General features: G+C 38.0%; 27 protein-coding genes. 13 read left to right on the top strand and 14 right to left on the bottom strand.

Annotation, left to right across the window (positions count from 1 at the left end; all coding sequences use genetic code 11):
- Positions 1 to 49: 49 nt before the first annotated feature.
- From DV942_RS01905 to DV942_RS01890, 4 genes are all read right to left on the bottom strand, one after another.
- On the bottom strand, positions 50 to 694 hold the full coding sequence (locus tag DV942_RS01905) for a YceH family protein (RefSeq protein ID WP_145854809.1): 645 nt from the start codon (positions 692 to 694) through the stop codon (positions 50 to 52).
- A gap of 205 nt (positions 695 to 899) precedes the next feature.
- Positions 900 to 1316, bottom strand: a complete 417-nt coding sequence (locus DV942_RS01900) for a DUF6526 family protein (protein WP_145854806.1) — start codon at positions 1314 to 1316, stop codon at positions 900 to 902.
- A 148-nt stretch (positions 1317 to 1464) separates the two neighbouring features.
- Positions 1465 to 3351 carry an OmpA family protein gene (locus DV942_RS01895; protein ID WP_145854804.1) on the bottom strand — a complete coding sequence of 629 codons (1887 nt, stop codon included), beginning with the start codon at positions 3349 to 3351 and terminating at the stop codon, positions 1465 to 1467.
- Positions 3352 to 3388: 37 nt separating this feature from the next.
- Entirely contained in the window at positions 3389 to 4012 is a 624-nt protein-coding gene (locus tag DV942_RS01890) for a 7-carboxy-7-deazaguanine synthase QueE (RefSeq protein ID WP_145854801.1), read from the bottom strand.
- 106 nt (positions 4013 to 4118) lie between these two features.
- Between DV942_RS01890 and DV942_RS01885 the strand changes: the two genes are divergently transcribed.
- Positions 4119 to 4454: a Rieske (2Fe-2S) protein gene (locus DV942_RS01885; protein ID WP_145854798.1), complete on the top strand. Its 336-nt coding sequence runs from the start codon at positions 4119 to 4121 to the stop codon at positions 4452 to 4454.
- Between the two features lie 216 nt (positions 4455 to 4670).
- Here DV942_RS01885 and DV942_RS01880 read toward each other — a convergent pair whose 3' ends face one another.
- The 7 genes from DV942_RS01880 to DV942_RS01850 all read right to left on the bottom strand — a co-directional run bounded on the left by DV942_RS01880 (position 4671) and on the right by DV942_RS01850 (position 11799).
- On the bottom strand, positions 4671 to 5090 hold the full coding sequence (locus tag DV942_RS01880) for a PIN domain-containing protein (RefSeq protein ID WP_145854796.1): 420 nt from the start codon (positions 5088 to 5090) through the stop codon (positions 4671 to 4673).
- Positions 5091 to 5093: 3 nt separating this feature from the next.
- Positions 5094 to 5354: a DUF6364 family protein gene (locus tag DV942_RS01875; protein WP_145854794.1), complete on the bottom strand. Its 261-nt coding sequence runs from the start codon at positions 5352 to 5354 to the stop codon at positions 5094 to 5096.
- Between the two features lie 403 nt (positions 5355 to 5757).
- Positions 5758 to 6639, bottom strand: coding sequence for a bifunctional 5,10-methylenetetrahydrofolate dehydrogenase/5,10-methenyltetrahydrofolate cyclohydrolase (locus DV942_RS01870; RefSeq protein ID WP_090979656.1), 882 nt, complete (start codon positions 6637 to 6639; stop codon positions 5758 to 5760).
- A gap of 84 nt (positions 6640 to 6723) precedes the next feature.
- Entirely contained in the window at positions 6724 to 8511 is a 1788-nt protein-coding gene (gene lepA / locus DV942_RS01865) for a translation elongation factor 4 (RefSeq protein ID WP_090979653.1), read from the bottom strand.
- A 305-nt stretch (positions 8512 to 8816) separates the two neighbouring features.
- A complete protein-coding gene (locus tag DV942_RS01860; RefSeq protein ID WP_145854791.1) occupies positions 8817 to 10241 on the bottom strand; it encodes an MATE family efflux transporter in 1425 nt (474 codons plus the stop codon).
- Between the two features lie 297 nt (positions 10242 to 10538).
- Positions 10539 to 10958, bottom strand: a complete 420-nt coding sequence (locus DV942_RS01855; RefSeq protein ID WP_090979647.1) for an acyl-CoA thioesterase — start codon at positions 10956 to 10958, stop codon at positions 10539 to 10541.
- A gap of 286 nt (positions 10959 to 11244) precedes the next feature.
- Positions 11245 to 11799: a hypothetical protein gene (locus DV942_RS01850; RefSeq protein WP_145854789.1), complete on the bottom strand. Its 555-nt coding sequence runs from the start codon at positions 11797 to 11799 to the stop codon at positions 11245 to 11247.
- A gap of 149 nt (positions 11800 to 11948) precedes the next feature.
- Here DV942_RS01850 and rpsO point away from each other — a divergent pair, with 149 nt between their 5' ends.
- The 8 genes from rpsO (at position 11949) to DV942_RS01810 (ending at position 20893) form a co-directional block, all read left to right on the top strand.
- Positions 11949 to 12233 (top strand): 30S ribosomal protein S15, encoded by a 285-nt coding sequence (gene rpsO / locus DV942_RS01845; RefSeq protein ID WP_090979643.1) that lies wholly within the window; start codon positions 11949 to 11951, stop codon positions 12231 to 12233.
- A gap of 176 nt (positions 12234 to 12409) precedes the next feature.
- Positions 12410 to 14545 carry a polyribonucleotide nucleotidyltransferase gene (gene pnp, locus DV942_RS01840; protein ID WP_145854786.1) on the top strand — a complete coding sequence of 712 codons (2136 nt, stop codon included), beginning with the start codon at positions 12410 to 12412 and terminating at the stop codon, positions 14543 to 14545.
- 120 nt (positions 14546 to 14665) lie between these two features.
- Entirely contained in the window at positions 14666 to 14845 is a 180-nt protein-coding gene (locus tag DV942_RS01835) for a hypothetical protein (protein ID WP_145854784.1), read from the top strand.
- 281 nt (positions 14846 to 15126) lie between these two features.
- Positions 15127 to 15324, top strand: a complete 198-nt coding sequence (locus tag DV942_RS23615) for a hypothetical protein (RefSeq protein WP_222431146.1) — start codon at positions 15127 to 15129, stop codon at positions 15322 to 15324.
- Positions 15325 to 15996, top strand: coding sequence for a ribulose-phosphate 3-epimerase (gene rpe / locus DV942_RS01825; RefSeq protein ID WP_145854782.1), 672 nt, complete (start codon positions 15325 to 15327; stop codon positions 15994 to 15996). It begins immediately after the preceding gene.
- Positions 15997 to 16145: 149 nt separating this feature from the next.
- Complete coding sequence (locus DV942_RS01820; protein ID WP_145854779.1) at positions 16146 to 18566, top strand: TonB-dependent receptor; 2421 nt, start codon at positions 16146 to 16148, stop codon at positions 18564 to 18566.
- A gap of 225 nt (positions 18567 to 18791) precedes the next feature.
- Positions 18792 to 19865, top strand: a complete 1074-nt coding sequence (gene serC, locus DV942_RS01815; protein WP_145854777.1) for a 3-phosphoserine/phosphohydroxythreonine transaminase — start codon at positions 18792 to 18794, stop codon at positions 19863 to 19865.
- 77 nt (positions 19866 to 19942) lie between these two features.
- Complete coding sequence (locus DV942_RS01810) at positions 19943 to 20893, top strand: D-2-hydroxyacid dehydrogenase (RefSeq protein ID WP_186462395.1); 951 nt, start codon at positions 19943 to 19945, stop codon at positions 20891 to 20893.
- Between the two features lie 123 nt (positions 20894 to 21016).
- On the opposite strand, the gene DV942_RS23370 is transcribed toward DV942_RS01810, so the two are convergent.
- The 3 genes from DV942_RS23370 to DV942_RS01800 all read right to left on the bottom strand — a co-directional run bounded on the left by DV942_RS23370 (position 21017) and on the right by DV942_RS01800 (position 22749).
- Positions 21017 to 21163 (bottom strand): hypothetical protein, encoded by a 147-nt coding sequence (locus DV942_RS23370; RefSeq protein ID WP_166672295.1) that lies wholly within the window; start codon positions 21161 to 21163, stop codon positions 21017 to 21019.
- Positions 21144 to 21671 carry a hypothetical protein gene (locus tag DV942_RS01805; RefSeq protein ID WP_145854774.1) on the bottom strand — a complete coding sequence of 176 codons (528 nt, stop codon included), beginning with the start codon at positions 21669 to 21671 and terminating at the stop codon, positions 21144 to 21146. The genes DV942_RS23370 and DV942_RS01805 overlap by 20 nt, the downstream gene beginning before the upstream one ends.
- A gap of 298 nt (positions 21672 to 21969) precedes the next feature.
- Positions 21970 to 22749: an SAM hydrolase/SAM-dependent halogenase family protein gene (locus DV942_RS01800; RefSeq protein ID WP_145854772.1), complete on the bottom strand. Its 780-nt coding sequence runs from the start codon at positions 22747 to 22749 to the stop codon at positions 21970 to 21972.
- A gap of 103 nt (positions 22750 to 22852) precedes the next feature.
- Between DV942_RS01800 and DV942_RS01795 the strand changes: the two genes are divergently transcribed.
- From DV942_RS01795 to DV942_RS01780, 4 genes are all read left to right on the top strand, one after another.
- Complete coding sequence (locus DV942_RS01795) at positions 22853 to 23812, top strand: PhoH family protein (RefSeq protein ID WP_145854769.1); 960 nt, start codon at positions 22853 to 22855, stop codon at positions 23810 to 23812.
- 148 nt (positions 23813 to 23960) lie between these two features.
- Positions 23961 to 24905, top strand: a complete 945-nt coding sequence (locus tag DV942_RS01790; RefSeq protein ID WP_145854766.1) for a phosphoribosylaminoimidazolesuccinocarboxamide synthase — start codon at positions 23961 to 23963, stop codon at positions 24903 to 24905.
- 45 nt (positions 24906 to 24950) lie between these two features.
- On the top strand, positions 24951 to 25328 hold the full coding sequence (locus DV942_RS01785; RefSeq protein WP_090979622.1) for an STAS domain-containing protein: 378 nt from the start codon (positions 24951 to 24953) through the stop codon (positions 25326 to 25328).
- A gap of 69 nt (positions 25329 to 25397) precedes the next feature.
- Positions 25398 to 26303, top strand: coding sequence for a ribonuclease Z (locus tag DV942_RS01780; RefSeq protein ID WP_145861546.1), 906 nt, complete (start codon positions 25398 to 25400; stop codon positions 26301 to 26303).
- The last annotated feature ends 70 nt before the right edge of the window (positions 26304 to 26373 follow it).

The following is a 26373-nucleotide window of genomic DNA, read 5'->3' as shown; positions in this document are numbered from 1 at the left end:
AAAGCTAATGGTAGAAAACCATTAAACTAATGCAAATGAACAGGCTAATCTACTTGTCCATCAACAAATTTACCAGTTCTTTAAGTTCTTCCACTTCCAACTCCAGCTTTTCAATGCGATTTTCCAATGCAGTGGTATCGATTTGTGGTGCTGTAAATGTTTCAGTTTCGACGGTGATTTCAGCCTGTTCGCCTAAAAGATGGATAAAACGGGCCTCTTTCTGACCTGCTTTCTTTGTCAATTGTTTTACAAAGGCAGGTTCATCATTCGATAGTTTTTGGAGTTGTTCTAAAACCTCTTCTATACTTTCAAATTCATATAACCTTCCTGAATTACTGTTAATTTCCCCGGGCGTTAAAGGGCCACGTAGCAGCAAAAGGCAGATTATAGCTAACTCTGAAGGCAATAGCGGATAAACGATCGCTAAATTATGTTTGTATTTAGTTGCCCGGCTTGATCCGCCTGCAGCTGTAGCAATTAAACCTTTAATTTTAAGTTGGTTTAATGTTAAGGTTACGGTTTCCTCATCGTAATTTACTACCGGATTTCTTGAACTTTTTTGGTTGCACGCTGCAGTTAAACTATTCAATGTCATTGGGTAATAATCAGGTGTGGTGCGGCTTTTTTCTATTAAGGCGCCTAAAACTCGTTGTTCTTCTGCTGATAAATCGGGTAGGGGTTTTACATTATCCATATTATAAAAGTATCAATTGGCGGAACATTTTGAAAATTATTTTGTAATAAGCTGCGCTATGCATTTGATGGCAAAAAATGTTGATATAGAGGAAGAAATCAGCTATTGAAATAAGCTTTTAGTAAGCTAATCCAAAAGCAGTTTTTATCAGATATTGAAGATATCAGAAGCGAGGTTTCGGTAGTTCCTGATCCCAGGCGGGTAATTATATCCGGTGATAATCACCCCGCCAGTTTTTTATGCTTTTTTTGATCTCATTTGGAGATAATTTATTCTTAACAGCTTGATCAACCAAGGTTAAAAATTCTTCATCTCCTGCAAAACGTAAAGCGAGGATCTGGCTGATGCTTAGTTCATTTGGAAGTGCACTGCCGGCCAGCATATAATAACGCAGATTCTCTTCAGCCCTTGCTGCTCTGTCCTGGACTTTAAGTGCAAACATCCTGGCCATTACCGCTATAATCGCAATCAGGAAAAATGCAAGCACCAACAAGCCCGTAATGATAGTAGGGATGGCAATACAGGAATATATGGAAAAACACAGTCCTATAACTGTTAGCGGTACCGCGAAGAAATGGAACGGCGGATAAAATCTTTTATGGTTTTCGTAGTTTTGAGACATATTTAATGATTAAATTCTATTACTTCTTTTTGTTTTTTGAAATTTAAGCCCATTTTTAAAGGGCCTCACAACTGCTGCACCTTGAATATTTTCACACCGGTTTACTAATTGGTCACCTGCATTTAATATAATAGCCCTTCACAGTATGCTATATTTTCGTAATTACAAATGATGTTCTTCTGTTAATCTTTCTCCCTGCTTCAGTTTTATTATCTGCAATGGGTTTACTGGCTCCAAAGCCTTTAAAAGTAAGCCGTTTTGAATCTATGCTGTTTTTAACCAGGTATTCGTAAACAGCATTAGCCCGATTAAAAGATAATTTTTCATTCAACTGATCATCGCCGACATTATCTGTATGGCCTTGAATCTCAATCTGTACGTGTTCATTTTGATGCAAAAACTCGATCAGCAGGTCAAGTTCGCGGATAGAAGCAGGTAAAAGATTAAATTTATTGGTGTCGAAGAAAATATTTTTTAAGGTTACGTTTCCGCCTTGTTTTATTTTTTCAATGTAGACTTCAATTTGGTAAGGTTTATTAATATCGCCACTTTTAAGTTCGAAGTTTTCCGAGTAAAATAGATAACCTTCGGCATTTACATTAAACAGATAATTACTCCCTATGGGCATTACCGCCAAAAATTGACCGGTTTCGGAATCGGTGTAATCATCAAAAACAGTTTTATTCGTTTTCAGATCTATTACCTGCACATTGCTTTCGATTGTTTTTTTGGTATCACGGTCTCTTACAATTCCTTTTACGTAAGAAATCCTTAAAGGTCTGGCCGTTTCTGGAATGCCAAAGCTATAAATGTCCTGCATGCCGTAACCACCTTTTAAATTTGAAGAGAACAGCCCTAAATTTCCATCAGCACTTACTATTAAGCCGCTTTCATCTTCAAAAGAATTGATCGGATAACCAATATTGATTGGCCTTTGCCATTGGCCATCATTACCCAGTCTGCTAAAATAAATATCTTTATTCCCAAACCCTGGCCAGCCATTTGATGAAAAATATAGTGTTTTACCATCTACATGCAGAAAAGGAGTATTTTCATCAAAAGGGGTGTTGATCTCAGGTCCCAGATTAATGGCTGGTCCCCATTTTGCATCATCGGTAATGGTGCTTTTCCAGATATCATACCCCCCGAACCCGCCAGGTCTGTTGCTGATAAAATACAATGTACGTCCATCAGGACTTATAGCCGGCTGCGATTCCCAGAACTCCGAATTAACGGGCTGACCAACATTATAGGGTTCACCCCAATCTTTTCCTTCACGGTGAGAAACATAAATATCACATCTGCCTAAGCCATCAGGTCGGTTACATCCGGTAAAAAACAAATACTTTCCATCAGGAGAAATGGTTTGTGCACCTTCATTATATTTTTCTGTATTTATCTTGTTGGATAATGGTGTAGCAAGGCCCCACGCATTATTTTTAAACTGGGCGGTCCAAAAGTCTTCATTACCATTTACCTGGCGGGTAAAAACCAATGTTTCACCATCAGCAGTTATCGCAGGAAAGTATTCAGCATCAGGTGTATTCACGCCTTCACCTAAATTTATGGGGTTATACTTTACAGGCTTCTTTATTGCTAAATCTGCAAAATCGCAATCCAGGAGGTATTTCTTTGCTCTTCTCGCTTTTTCAGATGAAGAATCCAGTACCAAAAACTCAGTAAAATGTTGTTTTGCTTTTACATAATCCTGCGTAGCAAATACAGTTTCTGCGAGTCCATAAATTACGTCGGGAGCAACCGTTTTATTAATTAATATCGCCTTTTCGTAAGTCATTCTGGCTTCCTGGTATTTTTTTTGAGCTTTATAAACACCAGCAAGTAAGATATAGGCGTTCTGGAATAGCGGGTCTGATTCTACCGCATTCTTTAATAGCTGCTCAGCAGAGGAGTAATCAAATTTATCAATAAACGGACCTGCTTTTTCAAAATAGACCTGCGCTTTTTTATTTGGAGAACTTTGTCCAAAACAATAAAAGCTTAGTATGCTAAAGGAGAGGATTAAACAAAATTTCATTACATTAACATTGGTATCAAAGCTAATGTAAACTAATTTAAGGAATATTTAAAAATTTGTGTGTTTGTAAAGAAATCTCCCATTTAGGGTTAGCCATTACATACTCAATAATCAACGGTGTAATTTCTTTTGATTTGGACCATTCAGGTTGAAGATATAGTTTGCAGTTTGGAGATACCATTGCCGCATATTCCTCAGCCCACTTAAAATCACTTTTATTAAAAACAATTACTTTTAACTCGTTAGCGAAAGGCGTGATATCTGGCCTTGGCGCTTTAAACTTTTTAGGCGATAGGCAGATCCAATCCCAGTTGCCTGAAAGGGGGTAGGCACCTGATGTTTCAATAAACGTGAGTATTCCTCTTTCTTTAAGTTTATTGGTCAGGTAATCAAGGTTATAAATTAAAGGTTCACCACCGGTAATTACAACAGCCTTACCAGGAAATCGACTCGCATTTTCCACAATAACATCCGAAGCAGTAAGCGGATGCATTTCCGCATCCCAGCTTTCTTTAACATCGCACCAGTGGCAACCCACATCGCAACCGCCCAAGCGGATAAAATAGGCTGCTTTACCTGTGTTAAATCCTTCCCCCTGTATGGTGTAAAATTCTTCCATCAAAGGAAGTAATGTGCCGTCTTCTGGTATTGCCTGTTTCATTTTTGAGGATGCAAATATCCTAAAAAAATATGGGGAAGCAGTTTCTATTTCTAAATTTAGCAGAAAGATGAAATAATACTGATATTTGTTTCCCCTATTTAGCTGTATGAAGTGGTTTAAAGCTTTGAATAACAATCAAATTCCAAATCCTGATGACATTAAAACCATTTCTGTTAATGGCAAACAGATTTGTGTACTTCATCATGAGGATAAAATTATCGCTACGCAATCACATTGTCCGCACGCGGGTGGCCATTTTAGTGGTGGCTGGTGTAAAAACGGAAACCTGGTTTGCCCGATTCATCGTTACGAATACAATTTGAAAACAGGAAGGGGAGCGGAAGGGCAGGGCGATTATATCAATATCTATCCAACAGCATTACGTGAAGATGGCCTGTATATTGGCTTTGAGGAAAGCTGGTGGAGTAAATTGTGGGGATAGTTAGGTTCATTAGTTCATTTGTCATTGGTATACAGAGAAATTAGGTCTTCTTAGCAGATGTAAAAATAAATTTTGTGCCTTCGTACTTTTATGGAGAAAGAAAACTCGTCCTTTCGACTGAAGCGCAGTCCCGAACGTTCGGGAGAGAAATCTATCATCTATAAAGATCCTTCATTGCATTCAGGATGACAATTCTGGTAAATATTTATGATTATATTAACTAAGCAAATATCTTTTAAAAAACGCCTGACAGCTTAATACCTCAATGTCAGAGAAATAAAAGCCCTCCACATCTTCTGTAATGATGCATTTACAATCAACAGATTGTGCAGCGTAATATTCCAGACCATCTTCAAAGTCATGTATTTTCTTATTCGATAATGTATCTAATACACCTTTTGATGAATGACCGGCGATCTTCAGATATTGGCAAAGCAAATCGATTTTTTGTTTGGCCAACTGTGTTTTATGTTTTTTCTCAGCAAAATAAAAAGCAATCGCCAGACACATCGGTGAAGTATAAATTTCAAATTTTGGATGTGTTGCCAGGCTTAAAATCCTCGAAGAGTAAGTGAAAAGAGGATATTCCTTATTTAATACAGAAACCAACACATTTGCATCCAAAAATACCCTCATTAATTATTTCTGAGCATTAAAAAATTCTTCTTTGGATTGCTTAGCCGTTTTTTTTGAAGTTTTTTTATATATTACCTCACCTTCAGCAACCATGCTTACCCAATCAGCAACCGGGAAATCTTCTAAAGATTTATATTTTTTAGCGGTAACCTGAGTTAACAGGTGTTCTACTAAACGTGATAAACTAATGTTATTGTCTGCTGCATACTTCTTCGCTTTGGCAACAACATCCTGATTAAAGCTTAAGGTGAGTTTCGCATCCATTATCTTATCGTTATAAAAACAAAATTACATATATACGTGTAAATTTAAAATTTTATACGTAATAAAAGCAAGCTAATGCATTGAAGAACAGTACCAATTTGCTGATCTAATCTTGAAGCGCCCTACGCTTTCCTATATTTTTCAGTTGTGGTATTTACTTAACCTTCCGCCTTCCTACCTTCTACCTTTGATGTCTTGAAATAAAAAAAGCAATCCAAAAAGGAATTGCTTTCAATATTTTTTAGTCGTGGGGTTTACTTAACCTTCCGCCTTCCTACCTTCTACCTTTAATGTCTTTAAATAAAAAAAGCAATCCAAAAAGGAATTGCTTTCTATAATTTTCAGTTGTGGGGTTTACCTTTAACCTTCCGCCTTTCTACCTTCGCCGCACCACCCTCTACCTTTAAGCGTATATTTCTTTCCTTGCAGAAGCCAGTGTATTCTTCAATAAACCAACTATCGTCATTAAACCCACACCACCTGGTACCGGAGTAATGTACGATGATATTGGTGCAACATTTTCAAAGTCTACATCCCCATACAATTTAAAACCCGATTTGGTTTCGGTAGAATTTTCACGGTTAATGCCTACATCAATGATAATGGCACCAGGTTTAACCATATCAGCGGTAACAAAGTTCTTTTTACCAATTGCCGCTATTACAATATCTCCCTGCAAAACCTGTTCTTTTAAATCTTTTGTACGTGAGTGGGTGAGTGTTACCGTACAGTTGCCCGGATTGGCATTACGAGCCATTAAAATACTCATAGGACTGCCCACAATATTACTTCGGCCTACTACCACACAATGTTTTCCTGTAGTATCGATATTGTATTCCTGCAACATTAACAAGATGCCGTAAGGAGTTGCGGGAATAAAGCAAGGCAGGTTACGCATCATCCTTCCCAGGTTTACCGGATGGAAACCATCTACGTCCTTTCGATAATCAATCTTTTCGGTCACTTTTTCGGGATCAATGTGTTTAGGTAACGGCAATTGTACAATTAAACCATCTACATCAGCGTCCTGATTAATTTCCTCTATTTTCGCCAGTAATTCGGCTTCGGTAACCGAGTTATCATAACGGTGTAGTGAAGACTTAAAACCAACTTTTTCGCAGTTTTTCATCTTACTGGCCACATAAGTTTCACTGCCACCATCGTTACCAACCAAAATGGCTACAAGGTGTGGTTTGCGACCGGTTTTATTCAAAAACTCAGCTGCCTCTTCAGCAATCTGAACTTTAACTTTTTCTGATACGTATTTACCGTCTAATAATTTCATATTTATGAGATGTGAGATACGAGATGTTAGATCTGAGATTAACGGTTTTGTCTCAAATCTCAAATCTAACATCTCAAATCTATATTAATCTAATTTCAAAACCGCCATAAATGCAGATTGTGGAATTTCTACGTTACCCACCTGGCGCATGCGTTTTTTACCTTTTTTCTGTTTCTCCAACAACTTACGTTTACGGGAAATATCACCACCATAACATTTTGCGGTTACATCTTTACGTAGGGCACTCAATGTTTCGCGGGCAATAACTTTAGCACCGATCGAAGCCTGAATTTTTATTTCAAATTGCTGACGCGGGATCAGTTCTTTTAACTTCTCGCAGATTTTCTTGCCGAAATCGTAGGCGTTACTGCGGTGAATCAATGAAGATAAGGCATCAACAGGTTCTTCATTAATAAGCATATCTAAACGAACCAAATCCGATTTACGGTAACCAACCTGATGGTAATCGAAAGAGGCATAACCTTTAGAAATGGTTTTTAATTTATCATAAAAATCAAATACAATTTCGCCCATTGGCATTTCAAAAACCAGTTCAACCCGATCAGAGGTCAGATAGGATTGATTGACAATAATCCCCCTTTTTTGAATACAAAGTGACATTACCGGACCGACAAATTCTGCTTTGGTAATAATATTGGCTTTGATAAAAGGCTCTTCAACCGAATCCAGTTTACTTGGGTCTGGTAAATCGGACGGATTGTTTACCGTAATTTCGACACCTTTGGTGGTGTGTGCAACATACGATACGTTAGGTACCGTCGTAATTACGGTCATGTCGAATTCGCGTTCCAAACGCTCCTGAATAATTTCCATGTGCAACATGCCTAGGAAACCGCAACGGAAACCGAAGCCTAAAGCAGCAGAACTTTCAGGTTCAAAAACGATAGAGGCATCATTTAACTGCAACTTGTGCATGGCTTCGCGTAATTCTTCGAAATCCTCTGTATCAACCGGGTAAATACCGGCAAATACCATTGGCTTAACCTCTTCAAAACCTTGAATTGCACTGTCTGCCGGCCTGCCAACGGTTGTGATGGTATCACCAACCTTTACCTCGCGTGCTTCCTTAATTCCTGAAATAATATAGCCTACATCACCGGTTTTTACCACGTTGCGCGGAGCCATATCCAGTTTTAAAATACCAACTTCGTCAGCCAGGTATTCCTTGCCGGTATTGATGAATTTTACTTTGTCTCCCTTTTTAATTTCGCCATTTACCACTTTGAAATAAGCAATAATGCCCCTAAATGAATTAAAAACCGAGTCGAAAATCAATGCTTGTAATGGCGCTTCGGTGTCGCCAACCGGAGCCGGAACCCGATCAACAATCGCCTGTAAAATATCGGGTATGCCCATTCCTGTTTTACCTGAAGCGGGAATAATATCGTCACGGTCACAGCCGATTAAATCAATAATCTGATCTTTAACTTCCTCTGGCATGGCGCCTGGCAGGTCCATTTTATTCAGGATCGGGATAATCTCTAGGTCGTGCTCTAAAGCCAGGTATAAATTCGAAATGGTTTGTGCCTGAATACCTTGCGAAGCATCTACAATGAGTAAAGCACCCTCGCAGGCCGCTATTGATCGCGAAACCTCGTACGAAAAATCTACGTGTCCAGGAGTGTCAATTAAGTTAAAAACATATTCTTCACCACCAACTTTATAGTTCATTTGTATGGCATGACTTTTAATAGTAATGCCCCGCTCGCGCTCCAAATCCATATTATCGAGCAATTGCGCCTGCGCTTCACGCTGCGAAATCGTCGCTGTATATTCTAATAACCTATCAGCCAGGGTACTTTTACCATGGTCAATATGTGCAATAATGCAAAAATTACGTATATGCTTCATCTTTGCGCAAAGATATGTTTTTTAATGGAAATTGTAAGTTGTTACTGAAAGTGATATTCCTGAATTTTTATACGGTTTAAAGCGGAGATGTTTTTGTTTGATCCGAAAAACAAAGGCAGTTGCTTTTCGCATCAGTCAGTCCTGCCTTTCGCTATATCTTTTTGGTAAAATGAGATCAAAGTTATCAAAATTGCCTGGCCAAAAAGGATGTCGCTGTAGTCAGGTTTATTGAACAGCAGACAGTGGTTCTTGGGTCGGTTTCCCTGCCGAAAACAAAATCTGATCTCCGGATACTCTTTCACTGTCTACACAACCGTTTTCTTCCACTTTCCTTTTTTAAACAAAATAAATGCAGCTACCGCAATACCTGCTTCGGCTGCAGGGATGGCAATGAAAACGCCTGTTGGACCCATTTCTAAATACTTTGCTAAAAAATATGCTAAAGGAATCTGGAAGAGCCAAAAGGCGAATACATTAATTTTGGTAGGCGTCCAGGTATCTCCGGCACCGTTAAATGCGCTATTGAATACCATTGCGGCTCCATAAATCACAAAGCCGATACTTAAAATTTTTAAAGCCTCACCGGCAACGGCAATCACATTTTCATCTTCAGTAAAAAATGCTGCGAACAAATGTCCGCAGGTTAAGAACAATACAGTTACCACGCCCATAAAAATCACGATGTATTTTAAGGTCTGGAATACCGATTTTTCTGCGCGGTCTACGTGGCCCGCACCTAAATTCTGCCCAACCAAAGTGGCAGCGGCATTACTTAAACCCCATGCCGGTAGCATAAAAAACATCATCAGGCGCAGTGCAGTTTGATAACCTGCCGAGCCGGTATCTCCACCTGTGGTAGCAACCAGTTCGGTCAGAAATACCCAGCTGCAGCTGGCAATAACGAATTGAAAAATAGCTGGAGCAGCAATTTTTATAATGGCTTTAACCTGTTCCAAATCAGGAATAAAGTGGCTAAGGCGGATTTTTAAAGCATTTTTACCATTAAACAGATGATATACCTGATAGGTAACACCTAAACCACGACCAATGGTAGTGGCAATGGCTGCACCTGTTAAACCCAATGCGGGTATCGGGCCTAAACCATTGATCAAAGCAGGGCAGAGGACAATGTTAGCAATGTTGGCGATCCATAAACTGCGCATAGCAATCGCCGCATTACCTGCGCCACGGAAAATCCCGTTAATTAAGAATAGCAGGACGATAATGATACTTCCGCCCATCATAATACGAACGAATGCAACACCTTGCCCGGCTGTTTCTGTTGAAGCTCCCATAAGCAACAGGATATCTTTGGCGTAAATTAAACCAAGGATACTGATGATAATGTTGACAAAAACGGCTATCAAAATGGTCTGAATACCAGCTTTTGATGCTGCTTCTGGATTCTTCTCGCCGATTCTCCGCGCAACTACCGCAGTTGCAGCCATACTTAAACCAATGGCTAATGAATAGATAATGGTTAAAACCGATTCTGTTAATCCCACTGTTTGGATAGCATGACTGCTATTTTCCAGGTGGCCAACAAAATAAAGATCCACCAAAGCAAAAACCGATTCCATAGCCATTTCCAACATCATTGGAATGGCCAGTAAGATAATGGCGCGTTTAATACTGATTGAAGTTAAGTCAACCTCATGACCTTTTAAAGACTGAACGAGAATATCGAAAAAAGCCGATAGTTTGCCCTGTGTCTTTGTAGACTGTGACATATAATTATAATAATGAATAGTGTATAAACCAATGATACGCCATTAAGCGTACATATCTAATTAAAATGGGAGGGAATCCTCGGTTGCTTAGAACCTCAAACGGATTGCAGATACTATCATGGTTCTGGTCGTTTTGATGTGGCAAAGATAAGTAAAAATTTTTATTATCAAATTTTGAGCATTGATTTTCAGATTTTTGCACCAGAAACACAGAACTCGCGAATTTTATCCTTTCGACTGAAGCGCAGTTCCTAATAAAGATTTTCCGGCTTAGCTCGAAACGACGGCTTAATAAAGTTATATGCTATATGCTACAATCATTTCTTCGCTAACTTTGGTTCCTCTGCCTGTATTTAAATCGATAAGTACATAATCAAAAATGCCATCTGAAGCTACCTTGCCAGTTTTTTTGTTGATGATTTCGAATTGAACCGAGCAGCCTTTATCGTGCATCATTAAAATGCCTGTCCGGATCAACATTAAATCGTTCATTAATAAGGGGCGCTTGAAATTGATATCCACATGGCTGACCACCCAGCCCAAACCTTGCTGGGTAAAATGCTCCCAGGGCATGCCGTAGAACTTTTCCATCTGCTCATAACGGGCAGCCAGTACATAATCCAGGTATTTGCTGTTATGTACATGGTTAAACATGTCTATATCATCCGGACGGACACGTAATTCGCTTTCAAATATGCTGTATTGATTCTTTTCCAAAGGTTGAAGTTTTGTGCAAATTAAGGGATTTAATATTTGCAATGTCAAGTATTACTTGCTTTTTGTATATTTCAGAAGAATGGGAAAGCTTAAGTTATATGATATTAATATTCCACGCGAACCATCATTGAGGAGCGTGCTGCTATTTATTTGAGCCAATACCCCTGAACAGCGTTTTTTTTTGCGTTCTGAAACTCAATCACATTTCAGTTGCCATGAACAATGTTTTAGAGTTGGAACGCGGCAGCAGAACAGTTGATAAAATTGAATATTGACAAAAAAGATGCTAGTCAATTTCCTGAGGTTCGGATTTATCATTACTGATAAACCTCCATTCTTGACCGTAGAGCGATTTATACTCAATCGTAATTTTAATATCGGCCTTTTCTACCAGCGGAGCTAAACGGTCATCGTCTATATTGATTAAACTTAACTTCTCACCAACAGGTAAAATTTCATTCTTCCAGATATTTGCCAATGCCACTGACTTTGTAGAATCCAATCGGTTTTCTTTTTTAATTTGTTGTAGGATTTCTGCTATGTTTTCAAAACGTTTGGAGTTGTAGGAGTAAGAATAATTTGAAACTATTGCGGGACCCAAGCCTTGGTTTACGATTATAAATTCATAATGATAGGATTTGCCATTTTTACCATCACCACCTGAAAAACTCTGCGAATAATTCATGAGCAGAGGCTTTACCGATGCATATTGTTGCACCTTTTGCAGTCTTGTTTGGTATAAAGTGATAATAATGGCACAAATACTGGTTACGATAGCGCACAAACCAACAATTGTATCAAGTGAAATTTTATTATTATTTTGGGTTTTAGGTTTATGCATCGCTAAGCTGTTTTTAAAATTCAATCTAAAATAAAAAAAAGGATTTTAGAAAGATAAATATTTCTGTCACAACACGCTTGCTTATCATTAAAAATAGCATTATCTTTGCGCCACAATTAATTAATTTATTGCTTTAATATTATTCAAGAATGTATTTAAGTTCAGAAAAGAAAGCCGAAATCTTTAAACAACACGGCGAAGTAGAAACCAACACTGGTTCTGCAGAAGGTCAGGTAGCGTTATTTACATACCGTATTGCGCACCTAACAGAACACTTAAAGAAAAATCGTAAAGATTTCTCTACACAGTTGTCACTTCAAAAATTGGTAGGTAAACGCCGCGGTATTTTGGCTTACCTGTACAAAAAAGATATTGAGCGCTATCGTGCTATCATCAAAGCTTTATCGCTTCGTGATATCATTAAACAAAAATAAGCGAATTTTATCAACGAAAGCCATTCTTAAGGGAGTGGCTTTTTAATTTCCTGTTAATTTTTTTTAACAGGATTTGTTATGATAGGCCTTTTTAATCCTATCTTCGTTTGCAAAAACAAAAACATATATAAACAACGGTGTGTAGAAAGAGGAAAACGCACCATAATTCTAATTAAATGAATGTAATAAAAAAATCGTTCGATTTGGGCGATGGTAGAATTGTAGAAATTGAAACAGGTAAACTGGCTAAACAGGCAGATGGTTCGGTTGTAGTAAAAATGGGCGATACCATGTTACTGGCAACAGTTGTATCTACTGTTGGTGCTAAACCAGGTACTGATTTTTTACCGTTATCGGTTGATTATCAGGAAAAATATGCGGCAACCGGCCGTATTCCAGGTGGCTTTTTACGTCGTGAGGCAAGATTATCTGATTATGAGGTGTTAATTTCCCGTTTGGTAGACAGGGCCTTACGTCCACAGTTCCCTTCAGATTATCATGCCGATACACAGGTAATGATTTCTTTAATCTCTGCTGATAAAAATATCATGCCAGATTGTTTGGCGGGTTTAGCCGCATCGGCTGCATTATCCGTTTCTGATATTCCTTTCAACGGGCCAATTTCTGAAGTACGTGTGGCTAAAATTGATGGTAAACTGGTAATCAATCCATTTGCCAGCGATTTAGAGCGTGCAACACTTGAATTTATGGTGGCAGGTTCTGCCAACGATATCTGTATGGTGGAAGGCGAATGCGACGAAATTCAGGAGGATGAAATGGTGGAAGCTTTAAAATTTGCACACGATGCGATTAAAGTTCAATGCGCTATTCAGGTTGAATTAACCGAAGCAACCGGTAAAACCGTTAAACGTGAATACAATCATGAAGACCATGATGCCGATTTAAAAGCAAAGGTTTACGCTGATACTTATGATAAAGTTTATGCCGTGGCTAAAGCTGGCGGTAATAAGGATGTGCGTAAAGAAGGTTTCACAGCGATCATCAACGAGTTCTTTGAGGCCATGCCTGAAGATACTGCCGATTTGACCAAAGCATTGGCTAAACATTATTACCATGATGTTCAGTATGATGCAATCAGAAACCTGTTGTTGGATGAAGGCATCCGTTTAGATGGCCGTAAAACTACCGAAATCCGTCCGATCTGGAGTGAAGTGGGTTATTTGCCTGCTGCACACGGTTCAGCTGTATTTACGCGGGGAGAAACCCAATCGTTAACTTCGGTTACTTTGGGTGGTAAAGATGATGAGCAAATGATTGATGGTGCTTTCTTTAATGGTTACCAAAAGTTCTTGTTACATTATAATTTCCCAGGTTTTTCTACTGGCGAAGTTAGACCAAACAGAGGCGCCGGCCGTCGCGAGATTGGTCACGGTAACCTGGCTCAGCGTTCGTTGAAAAAGGTATTACCTCAAGGCGAGGCAAATCCTTACACCATCCGTGTCGTATCTGATATTTTAGAATCTAATGGTTCATCATCAATGGCAACTGTTTGTGCAGGTACATTGGCACTGATGGATGCAGGTATTAAAATTAAAGCACCGGTTTCTGGTATCGCGATGGGTTTGATTACCGATGAAAAAACGGGTAAATACGCTATCCTTTCTGATATTTTAGGTGATGAAGATCACTTAGGTGATATGGATTTTAAAGTAACCGGTACCGAAAATGGTATTGTTGCCTGCCAGATGGATTTAAAAATCAATGGTTTATCTTACGAAGTATTAACCAAAGCGTTATTACAGGCTAAAGAAGGTCGTTTACACATCTTAAACGAGATGAAGAAAACCATCAGTCAGCCTAATGAGGATTACAAACCGCATGCACCTCGTATTGTTTCTTTAACTATTGATAAAGAATTCATTGGTGCCATTATTGGCCCTGGAGGTAAAATTATCCAGGAAATGCAACGCGAAACCGGAGCTACCATCTCAATTGAAGAAGTTGACGGTAAAGGTATCGTTGAAGTATTTGCCGATAACAAAACGGCAATTGATGCAGCAGTTACCCGTATCCGTAATATTGTTGCCAAACCGGAAATAGGTGAAATTTACCAGGGTAAAGTAAAATCAATTATGCCGTTTGGTGCATTTGTTGAAGTAATGCCAGGTAAAGATGGTTTATTACACATCTCCGAAATTTCATGGGAGCGGTTAGAAACTATGGACGGTGTATTAAAAGAAGGTGATAAAATCGAAGTTAAATTGTTAGACATCGATAAACAGGGTAAAATGAAACTTTCACGTAAAGTTTTATTGCCAAGACCAGAAAAACCAGCTGCGCCAAAAGCTTAATTGGTAATCGGCTTGCTGAACTTGTTTCAGCAGCTCAAATACAAGCCCTTTCAGGTTACTGAAAGGGTTTTTTGTTGATGGCTATTTTGTTTAACAATGATTTTGTAACTTGCATTACAGATGAAAAAAGATATTCACATCGTTGAAGAGCCTATTGCTGATTATAAAAAGGCTGAAGAAGATTTACTGAAAAAAGGCTTATCAAGTACTTATACAGAGCGTTTTCACACCATGGCAAGATTGATGAAGCTAAATATGATATTAAAATTTGTAAAAATTACTCATAAAAAAATCGAATAATAAATGGAGGTTTTTGATGATGAGATTTTAAAATTGTGGCATTCATTGCTGAATAATAATGTTCGTTTTATTGTGATTGGTGGTGTTGCAACAAATTTGCATGGCTTACATAGAACAACAGACGTATAGATATTTGGATTAAAGATAATCTTGAGAACAGACAGAATTTACGAGCTGCATTTAAAGAATATTGTTTGGGAGATTTCAAAAATTTAGAAACTTTAGTTTTTATTCCAGGTTGAACGGATTTTTATTTGGATAATAGTTTACGGATGGATATCATGACTACTGTTAAAGGTTTGGAGGAATTTGGTTTTGATAAGTGTTTAGAATATGCATCTATAGCAACAATTTATGAATTGGAAATTCCTTTTCTGCATATTAATCAATTAATTGATTCGAAGAAAGCTGCAAATCGCCCGAAAGACCATATTGATATAATTGAATTAGAAAATATTAAAAAATTAAGAAACGATTAAATGAAATACATCATAGCCCCATCCATACTTTCTGCCGATTTTGGCAATTTGCAGCGCGACATTGAAATGATTAATCAAAGTGATGCCGATTGGTTTCATGTTGATGTAATGGACGGCGTTTTCGTTCCGAATATCTCTTTCGGTTTTCCGGTAATGGCGGCTGTAAAAAAACATGCCATTAAACCATTGGATGTACATTTAATGATTGTAGAGCCGGATAAATACATTGAGGAATTTGCCAGGGCAGGTGCAGATAGAATTACGGTACATTATGAGGCCTGCACGCATTTACATAGAACCATACAGTTAATTAGGTCTTCAGGTTGTAAAGCAGGTGTAGCTTTAAATCCGCATACACCGGTCACACTACTTCAGGATGTAATTGAAGATCTTGATCTGGTGTTAATTATGTCGGTTAATCCCGGATTTGGCGGACAGGCCTTCATTCACAATACCTACAAAAAGATAAAGGACTTAAAAACTTTAATCCAGGGTGTAAATGAAAACTTGATTATAGAGGTTGATGGTGGAGTAGGCTTACAGAATATTGCTGCACTGGTATCGGCAGGAGCCAATGCTTTTGTAGCTGGAAATGCAATTTTTGCCACAGATGATCCGACAGAAACGATTGCTGAAATGAAACAACAGTTAATTACTAGCATAAACATTTAATTGTTTTATTGCTAAATTGTTCAAATGATAAGAGTTTAGTTATCTTAATACTTAATACCCTTATCTCGATACTATTATCTCGATACTTGATACTATTATCTTGATACTTCATACTTCTATCTTGATACGCTTACGGCTTGATACTAAAAATGCTCAAATTTCGGCTTATTCTATTCCTTTTAGTTACCGGTTGCAGTTTTGTTGTAGCCCAACCTTTGGTTAGGGTATCAGGAATAGTTTATAGTGACGAAAAGTTGCCCCTGGCACAAGTTACTGTAACGGTGGTGGGGCAAGCACAATCTACCGTTACAGATGAATTTGGCGTTTATACGATTTATTCAAAATCGAAAACATTTAGTATCAAATATTCGCTTTTGGGCTACCAGCCTCAAATAATTGAATTTAGTGAGCGCTCCGGTGCGCGAATTACCAGGCAGGTTAGCTTAACTGCCAATATTAATGAATTGGAGCAGGTCAATATTGCCAATAAACAGAACCAGTTAAGCAATACCACTACAATCAATATAGGCGATGTCTCTTCCATTCCATTGGTTTCCGGAAATTTTGAAACCATGCTTAAAACCCTGCCCGGTGTATCTACAAATAATGAATTAAGTGCTCAGTACAGTGTTCGCGGAGGTAATTTTGATGAAAATCTGATTTATATTAATGATGTGGAAATTAACCGACCTGTATTGATCCGTAACGGGCAGCAGGAAGGGTTAAGCTTTATCAATGCTGATCTGGTGAGTAAAGCGAGATTTTCAGCAGGTGGTTTCGAAGCAAAATATGGAGACAAACTTTCCTCTGTTCTGGATATCAGGTATGAGAAGCCAGATAGCAATCAAACCATATTGAGTACAAGTTTATTAAATACGTCATTAAGTACTAAGCGGGTATTTAAACGCAGTTTTCTATTGGCGGGTTTGCGGTACAAGAATAACACCAGTGTTCTGGTTAAGCAGGATGAAAAGGGAAGCTACAATCCTAATTATGCCGATGCGCAGGTGCTTTATCAATACGATTTTTCCCCTAAATTCAGCATCAGCTTTTTAAGCAATTTCAATATTGGTCAGTTTAAGTTATTGCCTACCAATCGCGAAACACAGTTTGGCACGCTAAGTACCACGCTGAAATTGGATGTTGATTATACCGGACAGGAAATAGATGACTACCAAACTTTTGGAAATGCCATTACAGCTGCTTATTCGCCCAAACCCAATTTAGTGGTTAAATTTATAAACAGTTATTTTAATACCATTGAACGCGAGCGTTTCGATATTAATGGAAGCTATGTTTTTGCTGAGGTAGATAAGAATTTTAATGGTGAAAACTTTGGACAGGTTAGCAAAAGCAGAGGTATAGGCACTTACTACAATTATGGCCGGAACAGTTTAAATACTCAGGTTTTTGCTTCAGAAATAAAAGTTGACCAGAATTTTAACAGTCATGTTTTTTCATGGGGACTTAAATTTGACCAGTCCAGGTATAGCGATCAGTTAAATGAGTATAACTATACGGATTCTGCAGGCTATATTTTGCCTAATCATTCGAAAAATATTACTTTACAGAACGTTATTAACGTTAAAAACAATATTGATATAAAAAATTACAGCACTTATATTCAGGACAGTTATTCCCTTTCCAGTTTAGCGGAATTACAATTGGGCGCCAGGGCTACTTATAACTCTTTAAGCAAACAATTGCTGATCAGTCCGAGAATGTTAATTGCGTACCGTCCAAATTCCAACAATAAAATATTACGATTTACTGCAGGTATTTATCATCAGCCCCCATCGTACCGGACCATCCGCGATTTTTCGGGTATATTAAATATAAATCAAAAAGCGCAGCGTTCTTATAATACATCAATAGGTTATGATTATGCTTTTGACGGTTTTGGAACCCGGTTGAAATTTACTTCAGAGTTTTATTTTAAATATTCTGACCGGTTAATCCCATACAAAATAGATAACTTAAGGATTAAATACCTGTCAAATGAAGTTTCGCATGGTTATGCTTACGGTGCTGATTTTAGCGTTGGAGGCGAATTTGTTAAAGACCTGGTTTCTTATTTCAGAATGTCGGTAATGCATGCAAACGAAGATATTATCGGGGATAGTTATGTTCAGAATGGAAGTACGATTTATCCAGGTTATCTAAAACGGCCAACAGATCAACACCTCAATTTCTCCATATTTTTTCAGGATAGGCTCTTGAACAGTCCAACCTATAAAGTTCACCTCAATGCAGTTTATGGTTCACGTTTACCAATAGGCCCGTCGCAAACACCAAGGTACTTGGATAAATTTTATGTTCCTGCTTACAAGCGGGTAGACATCGGTTTTTCTAAAGACTTTTTAGATGATGCAGCCTTGCATAAACCCAAATTTTTGGATAGAAATTTTAATGCCGTAATTCTGTTTTTCGAGGTTTTTAACATGCTGAATATTAACAATACAGTATCGTATCTTTGGTTAAAAGATGTAGATAATATTCAATATGCAATTCCAAATTACTTAACAGGCAGGCAGTTTAACCTGAAGCTGATTGTAAAATTAAAAAATTAGCCAGGGAAATTATAAGCTCAATTCTATAAGCCGGAGATACATTTTTTCTGTCAAACCTCTCTAAATATGCAAAATTTAAATAAATCGGTTTAATTGTAAAAACTGCAATAAACCTAACGTTTTGAAGGCTTTTTTTAACAAAATTTAATTTTTTAGGTAACGATTTTATAAGCATAACTGCTTTAAAAATTTTACATTTACGCCCATAAAACATTATATAATAAGATGAAGCATAATTTTGGCGCAGGCCCTTGTATTTTACCTCAAGAAGTGTTTAAACAAGCCGCTCAGGCTGTTTTAGATTTTAACGATGAATTATCGATTTTAGAGATTTCACACAGAACAACCGAATTTGAGGCAGTTGTTGCAGAAGCTGATAAGTTGGTAAAAGAATTATTAAATGTGCCATCGGGTTATTCCGTTTTATTTTTACAGGGTGGTGCAAGTTTACAGTTTGCCATGGTACCGATGAACTTATTGGGCGATGGACAAACAGCAAGTTATTTAGATACTGGTGTTTGGGCAACCAAAGCATTGAAAGAAGCTAAATTTATCGGTAATGTAAATGTAGTGGCATCATCTAAAGATGCAAATTATACTTTTATTCCAAAGGATTTTGAAATCCCTGCTGATAGCGCTTACTTCCACTATACCTCAAACAATACCATTTACGGAACTGAGCTTTTTGAAGTACCTCAAACAAACATTCCTGTGGTTTGCGATATGTCTTCTGACATCATGAGCCGCGTAATCGATGTTTCTAAATTTGATTTAATTTATGCTGGTGCTCAAAAAAATGTAGGTCCGGCAGGTTTAACCATTGCTATAGTAAAAAATGAGGTTTTAGGTAAAATCGACCGTAAAATTCCTTCGATGTTGAATTATCAATCACATATTGATAATGCCTCGATGTACAATACGCCTCCGGTTTTTTCTATTTACGTTGCTTTATTAAACTTACGCTGGTTAAAATCCAAAGGTGGTGTAGCTGAAATTGAGAAAGAAAATAAACAAAAAGCGGAAGCACTTTACAGGGAGATCGACCGCAATTCCTTATTTAAAGGAACTTGTGCTGTTGAAGACCGCTCTAGAATGAATATTTGTTTTGTGATGGAAAATCCGGAGCTGGAAAAACCATTTTTAAAGTATGCCGAGGAGCAAGGAATTGTGGGTATTAAAGGCCACAGAAGTGTGGGTGGTTTCCGTGCATCAATGTATAATGCCCTACCAATTACAAGCGTACACGCTTTAATTGATGCCATGCAATCATTTGAAGAAAAACAAGCAAAAGCAAATTAATTTAAATTTTAACCGCAGAAGATTACCATGATTAGTTAATCGGTGTAATCGTTTTAATCTGTGCCATCATATATAAAATGATTAAAATATTAGCAAACGACGGAATTGATCCGATCGGAAAAGAATTATTAGAAAAGGCAGGTTTTCAGGTTGATACGGAAACCATTGCGCAAGATCAATTAGCTGAAGCTTTAAAAAACTATGATGCCATTACGGTGCGCAGTGCGACAAAAGTTAGAAAAGAACTGATTGATGCCGTACCCAATATTAAATTAATTGGCAGAGGTGGCGTTGGTATGGATAATATTGATGTAGAATATGCACGCAGTAAAGGTGTTGCAGTAGTAAATACGCCAGCTGCTTCTTCTTTGTCAGTTGCTGAATTAGTATTCTCACACTTATTTACCGGTATCAGATTTTTACAGGATGCCAACCGTAAAATGCCTGTTGAAGGCGCAACACAGTTTAACAACCTTAAAAAAGCTTACGCTAAAGGAACGGAGTTAAGCGGTAAAACCATAGGTATTATCGGTTTTGGCCGTATTGGCCGTGCCACTGCAAAAGTAGCTTTAGGCCTGGGGATGAATGTTCTGGCTTATGATTTATATCCTTCAGAATCAGAAATCACATTAGAATTTCAAGGTGGAAAGTCAGTAAGTATCCCGATTAAGACGGTTTCTTTAGAGGAAGTAATCACCGGAAGTGATTTCCTGAGTTTGCACACGCCATTTGCTGACAAGCCTATTTTAGGTGCTGAAGAATTTGCTAAAATGAAAAAAGGCGTTGGTATTGTAAACTGTTCCCGAGGTGGAACAATTGATGAGCCGGCTTTAATTGAAGCGCTTAATGCTGGTCAGGTTTCTTTTGCTGGTTTAGACGTTTTTGATAACGAACCTACGCCGTTAGCTGAAATTCTAACCCATCCAAAAATTTCGTTAACACCGCACATCGGTGCCTCTACAAACGAAGCCCAGGAACGTATTGGTACAGAACTGGCTACTTTGATTATTGAGCATTTTAAGAAATAAAGCTTGTCGCCGTCACCCTGAACTTGGTTCGGGAGATTTTCAGAACAGATGCTGGAATGAATCCGGTAGCTATCTTATCAGCATGACGAACTTATAAAAAGACCAATCTCGGATTGGTCTTTTTTAATCTAACGCTTTCGTTAATACCCAATAACGATAACCAAGAATAGCCTTTTGCCATTTGCTTAGCTTATTTGGATCTTTTTTATAAAAACCTGGCAAAATGGCATTGTTGATTTTGACAAGGGCTTTAAACAGTGCTTTTTTCATACCTTTTATATCGCTGTAGTTTCTTGTTGAAGAAATAAAAGCCGCCCGCCATTACCAAAATCAGGAATGCAATGATGTAGGTTGATAGACTACCTTTATTATTTTTCGCTAAATCTTCTTTAAGCTGTGCATTCTGATCCTGCAATTTTTTAATGGTATGCATGTAAGCCTCGATCCGCTCTTGAGAATGATCTGCGACGGCCACTTTTTGCTGATTCTGCAGGTCTTTATAATCCATTAATATTTTTAACTCCTTAAAAATATTATTGTCGGTCAATACCACCTGTCGAAGAATTTCATTTGAATTTTTAATATCTTTCTTCGTTTGCCAGCCAAAAATCCCTGATCGTTGTGTTAAACTTTCATCATATTGACCAAATTTAGTACTTCGCTCTTGAAGCAAAGCATTTACTTTAACCCGTTGCGCTGCATAAGCTGCAGAATCCTGTTGGGCAAAAGCTTCCAGACTAAACAAGATAACCGAGAGCAGGTAAACATATTTCTTCATTTGCTATAAACGCTAAAAGGATAGAAGTTGTTTTGATTGGTATAATAGTTCACCAGCCATTTGTTCAATGGTGATACAAAGCGCCAAAAATATTTGTCATCTCGATTGGAATGAAACGAATGCCTGCCCGTAAAAGCGGGTTGAAATCTTTTTAGAAATAATTCCTGTAGTAAATTAAGCTTCGTTGAGCACTTACTTGGCTCTCGTCACTCGCTTTGCTTAGCTTGAAATGACTATAATTTTAGGTCTATTGATCTGAGTTGTTTCTTTAATCTTTTCGCTTTAGTCTTTCGGCTTGCTAAGAATGAAACTCAACCCTCACAATATCGCCTAAATGTAAGCCTAACAAGCCACTTGCTTTGCCCTTATTGATGGCGATCTCCAAATGGTTACTAATACCGAACAGGCAAAGTTTTTCGCCTTCCTGCACTTCGTTATAATGCCAGCTTAACTGCGTGATCGTTTCACTTTTTCTAAAGTATAAAGTGAAGTCCCTGTTTTTCTGTATTTTGGTAAAGAGATCTTTGGTGATGTTGGTGATCACATTGCAAAATGTATCAATATAAACTACACTGCCACGAATCATATTCTGTTCAATAACAGGATGTAAGAGCATCTTTTGCTCAATCTCAGCTACAGGTAAACCAATGTCTTTCAGTTTGCCACCTTTGGCCAGATGCGTTGCTGCCTTAACAAAAATATCCACGAGGGGGAAGTGCAGGTATTTCAAATCCTGCATAATGTTCAGCTCCACCACATCCTCCGGAGCCTCATCAAAAAGAAGTGAGAAAATTCCATTATCAGCCCCTACAAAAAAGTGCTCACGGTGTTTTACGGCAATGTACTTGGTGTTTTCGCTATATACTGAGTCTATACCGATCAGGTGTACGGTATTCTTTGGGAAATAGGGATAAGCATTTTTTAAAACGAAGGCCGCGTATGATATATTGAATGAGGGTACTTCGTGGGTAATATCAACTAAATTAACATTAGGCATCAGACTCAACAGACTACCTTTAAGGGCGCTCTGGTAAAAGTCTTTTGAACCTAAATCTGTTGTTAAAGTAATTATCCCCATTAAAAATTCATTATTATTGCTTATTCTTGTGTACAGGCCTAAGCGTCTGCAAATATTCAAATTTTAATTAATATACCCCGATAACTTTTTAAAATACTACAATTTGAACGAATTAAAATTAACCCTGGATAGCGTAAATCCTGCTCACTTTTGGGGGGCGAACAATGAGAATTACGAAATGATTAAAGGTGCTTTCGCGAAGTTAAAATTGGTAGCGAGAGGTAGTGATGTTAAGGTTCTCGGTGATGAACAGGAACTTAAGGCTTTCGAAGAGAAGTTTAATCAACTGGTTGCGCACCTCGAAAAATACAGCTCGCTAAGCAATAATGATGTAGAAAACATACTTGGAGCAAAGGCTTCGGGCGTTGCAAAAAAAGATACAGAACAACCTTCAGGTGGGGGCGGGGAAGTAATTGTTTTCGGTACGAACGGCCTGTTGGTAAAAGCCAGAACGGCAAATCAACGTAAAATGGTAAACAGTATCGCTAAAAACGATATTTTATTTGCCATTGGTCCGGCGGGTACCGGAAAAACTTATACTGCAGTGGCTTTAGCTGTAAGGGCATTGAAAAATAAAGAAATTAAACGGATTATTCTCACCAGGCCTGCGGTTGAAGCAGGGGAGAATCTTGGTTTTTTACCAGGTGATTTAAAGGAGAAAATCGATCCTTATCTACGTCCCCTTTACGATGCATTGGATGATATGATTCCGGCAGAAAAACTGAAATTTTACATTGAAAACCGTACGATAGAAATTGCTCCGCTGGCATTTATGCGGGGGCGTACCCTTGATAATTGCTTTGTGATACTTGACGAGGCGCAGAACGCAACCGATATGCAGTTAAAGATGTTTTTAACCCGTATGGGACCAACAGCTAAGTTTATTGTTACCGGCGATGTTACCCAGGTAGACTTACCTAAAAAACAGATGTCGGGTTTGTTTAATGGCTTAAGAATTTTAGAAGATATTAAAGGAATAGATATAATTTATTTAAGTGGAGAAGACGTAGTAAGGCATAAACTGGTTAAAGATATTTTGAAAGCTTACGGTGATATCCAATAATTAAGTCCTGAAGTCAGAGGAACGAAAGTCGGAGGTCCGAAGTTTAAATCTTTCATTAGAAATACTTCGGACTTTTTTATTGTTACCACTTTTGTCGTCCTATTCCTGTCTTCGGAGTTTCCTACTTTTTTCCTATTTTTACGGCCTCATGAAAGCACTTAAAGAAACCCATTTTAATTTCCCAAATCAGAGCAATTTTTACAAAGGTAAGGTTCGCGATGTGTATACCATAGCTGATCAGTTTATGGTAATGGTAGTATCAGACCGGATCTCGGCATTTGATGTGGTATTGCCAGAGGCTATCCCATTTAAAGGACAGGTTTTAAATCAAATCGCAGCCAAGTTTTTGGCCGCTACACAGGATATTGTACCAAATTGGGTTTTGTCAGTGCCAGATCCAATGGTTACCATTGGCCGTATCTGTGAGCCGTTTAAGGTAGAAATGGTCATCAGAGGCTATTTAGCTGGTCATGCCTGGCGTGAATACAGTGCCGGGAAAAGGTCTGTTTGTGGTGTTTCTTTACCTGATGGACTAAAAGAAAATGATAAATTGCCTCAGCCTATTATTACCCCGACCACCAAAGCTGCTGTTGGACACGATGAAGATATTTCGAAGGAAGATATATTGGCAAAAGGAATTGTTTCTGTAGCAGATTATGAGCAGTTAGAACAATACACCTATGCGCTTTACCAACGTGGAACTGAAATCGCGGCAAAAAGCGGATTGATTTTGGTTGATACGAAGTACGAATTTGGCAAGGCCGATGGTGTAATCTATCTGATTGACGAAATTCATACGCCTGATTCATCACGTTATTTCTATGCAGAAGGATATCAGGAACGTCAGGATCGTAATGAGCCACAAAAACAGCTTTCAAAAGAATTCGTACGTAAGTGGTTAATTGAAAACGGCTTTCAAGGTAAGGATGGTCAGGTAGTTCCGGAAATGACGAATGAAATTGTTAATTCTATTTCGGAGCGTTATATCGAACTGTATGAAAAAATTGTAGGAGAGCACTTTATTAAAGCTGATGCTGATGCAATCTCAAACCGAATTGAAGCCAATGTTTTAAAGGCTTTGGAAACACTTTAAATCCGAAAGAAATTTATACATTAGTAAAATAAAGAGAAGAGAGCGATGAAATTTTCAGTAGATAAACACGATAAATATGTAACCTTAAAGTTAGAGGAAAATAAGTTTACAAATGATAATGCCCCGGGTTTGAAAGCAGAATTCTACTTGCTTAATGCAGAGGGATTTAAGAATATAGTTGTTGATTTAAGTGCTGTTACCGAATGTAATGATGCACAGGATCTAAGCTGTTTACTTGCCGGCGACAGGCTTTGTAAATCGGCAGGCGGATTATTTATTGTAACTGGAATTAACGATGAGCTGGCGTCGATTGTCGAATTATCAAACATATTTCAATCTGTAATGTTTGTTAATACAATAGACGAGGCTACTGATTTTATCTTTATGGAGGAGTTGGAGAAAGAGTTTAGAGGAGATAGATAACAAAATATTTAAATAACATTCTGGCCTCGTAGTTTCTAAAATCTACGGGGCTTTTTATATATTATCATGATGAAATTTGAAGTTACAATTTTAGGAAGCAGTTCCGCTACACCGGTATTTAACAGAAATCCCTCCGCACAGCTTTTAAATTGTAATGAAAAATATTACCTGATCGATTGTGGTGAAGGCACACAACAACAACTGGCTAAATATAATCTTAAAGCGGCGCGTATAGATTACATTTTTATCAGTCACTTACATGGTGATCATTACTTTGGTTTAATCGGGCTGTTATCCAGTTTACATTTAAACGGCCGGATAAAACCGATAAAGATATTTGGTCCTAAGCCTTTATTAGAGATTTTGGAAATCCAGTTCAAATACTCCGATACCGTACTCAGGTATCCGATTGAATTTTTTCCAATTGAAGCTGATCAATCTACTCAGATATTCGAAAACAGTGATCTGACAGTTAAAACGATTGTTTTAAACCACCGCATTCCAACTACCGGTTTTATATTTCAGCAAAAGAAGCGTCAGCGTAAGTTGATAAAAGAGAAGACTGATCAGGTGCCGATGGCTTATTATACGGCCTTAAAAAAAGGAATGGATGTTGAACTGCCAAATGGCGATATCTTACGTAGTGAAGATTATACGACAGAAGCGGATGCACCACGTTGCTATGCTTACTGTTCAGACACCTTATTTGATGAAAGTTATTTTGCTACCATAAAAGATTGCGATACCTTGTATCATGAAGCTACTTTTATGCACGATTTATTGGAAAGGGCTAAAGAAACGCATCACACAACTGCGTTACAGGCAGGAGAGGTTGCTAAAATTACAGGAGCCAAGAAATTACTCATCGGGCATTTTTCTTCACGTTATAAAACTTTGCAAATGCTTTTTGAAGAAGCGCAATCTGTTTTTGAAAATACAGAACTAGCTGTTGAGGGCAGGACTTTTCAGCTGTAAGCATTTTTCAACCACAGCGTACAAAGAGGGAGGCACCGGGTAACGCAGAGGTTATATCGGGGCTGTCATG

The sequence above is a fragment of the Pedobacter suwonensis genome (genome assembly GCF_007833675.1).
Taxonomy (GTDB): domain Bacteria; phylum Bacteroidota; class Bacteroidia; order Sphingobacteriales; family Sphingobacteriaceae; genus Pedobacter; species Pedobacter suwonensis.
This window is presented reverse-complemented; position numbering and strand designations above follow the sequence as displayed.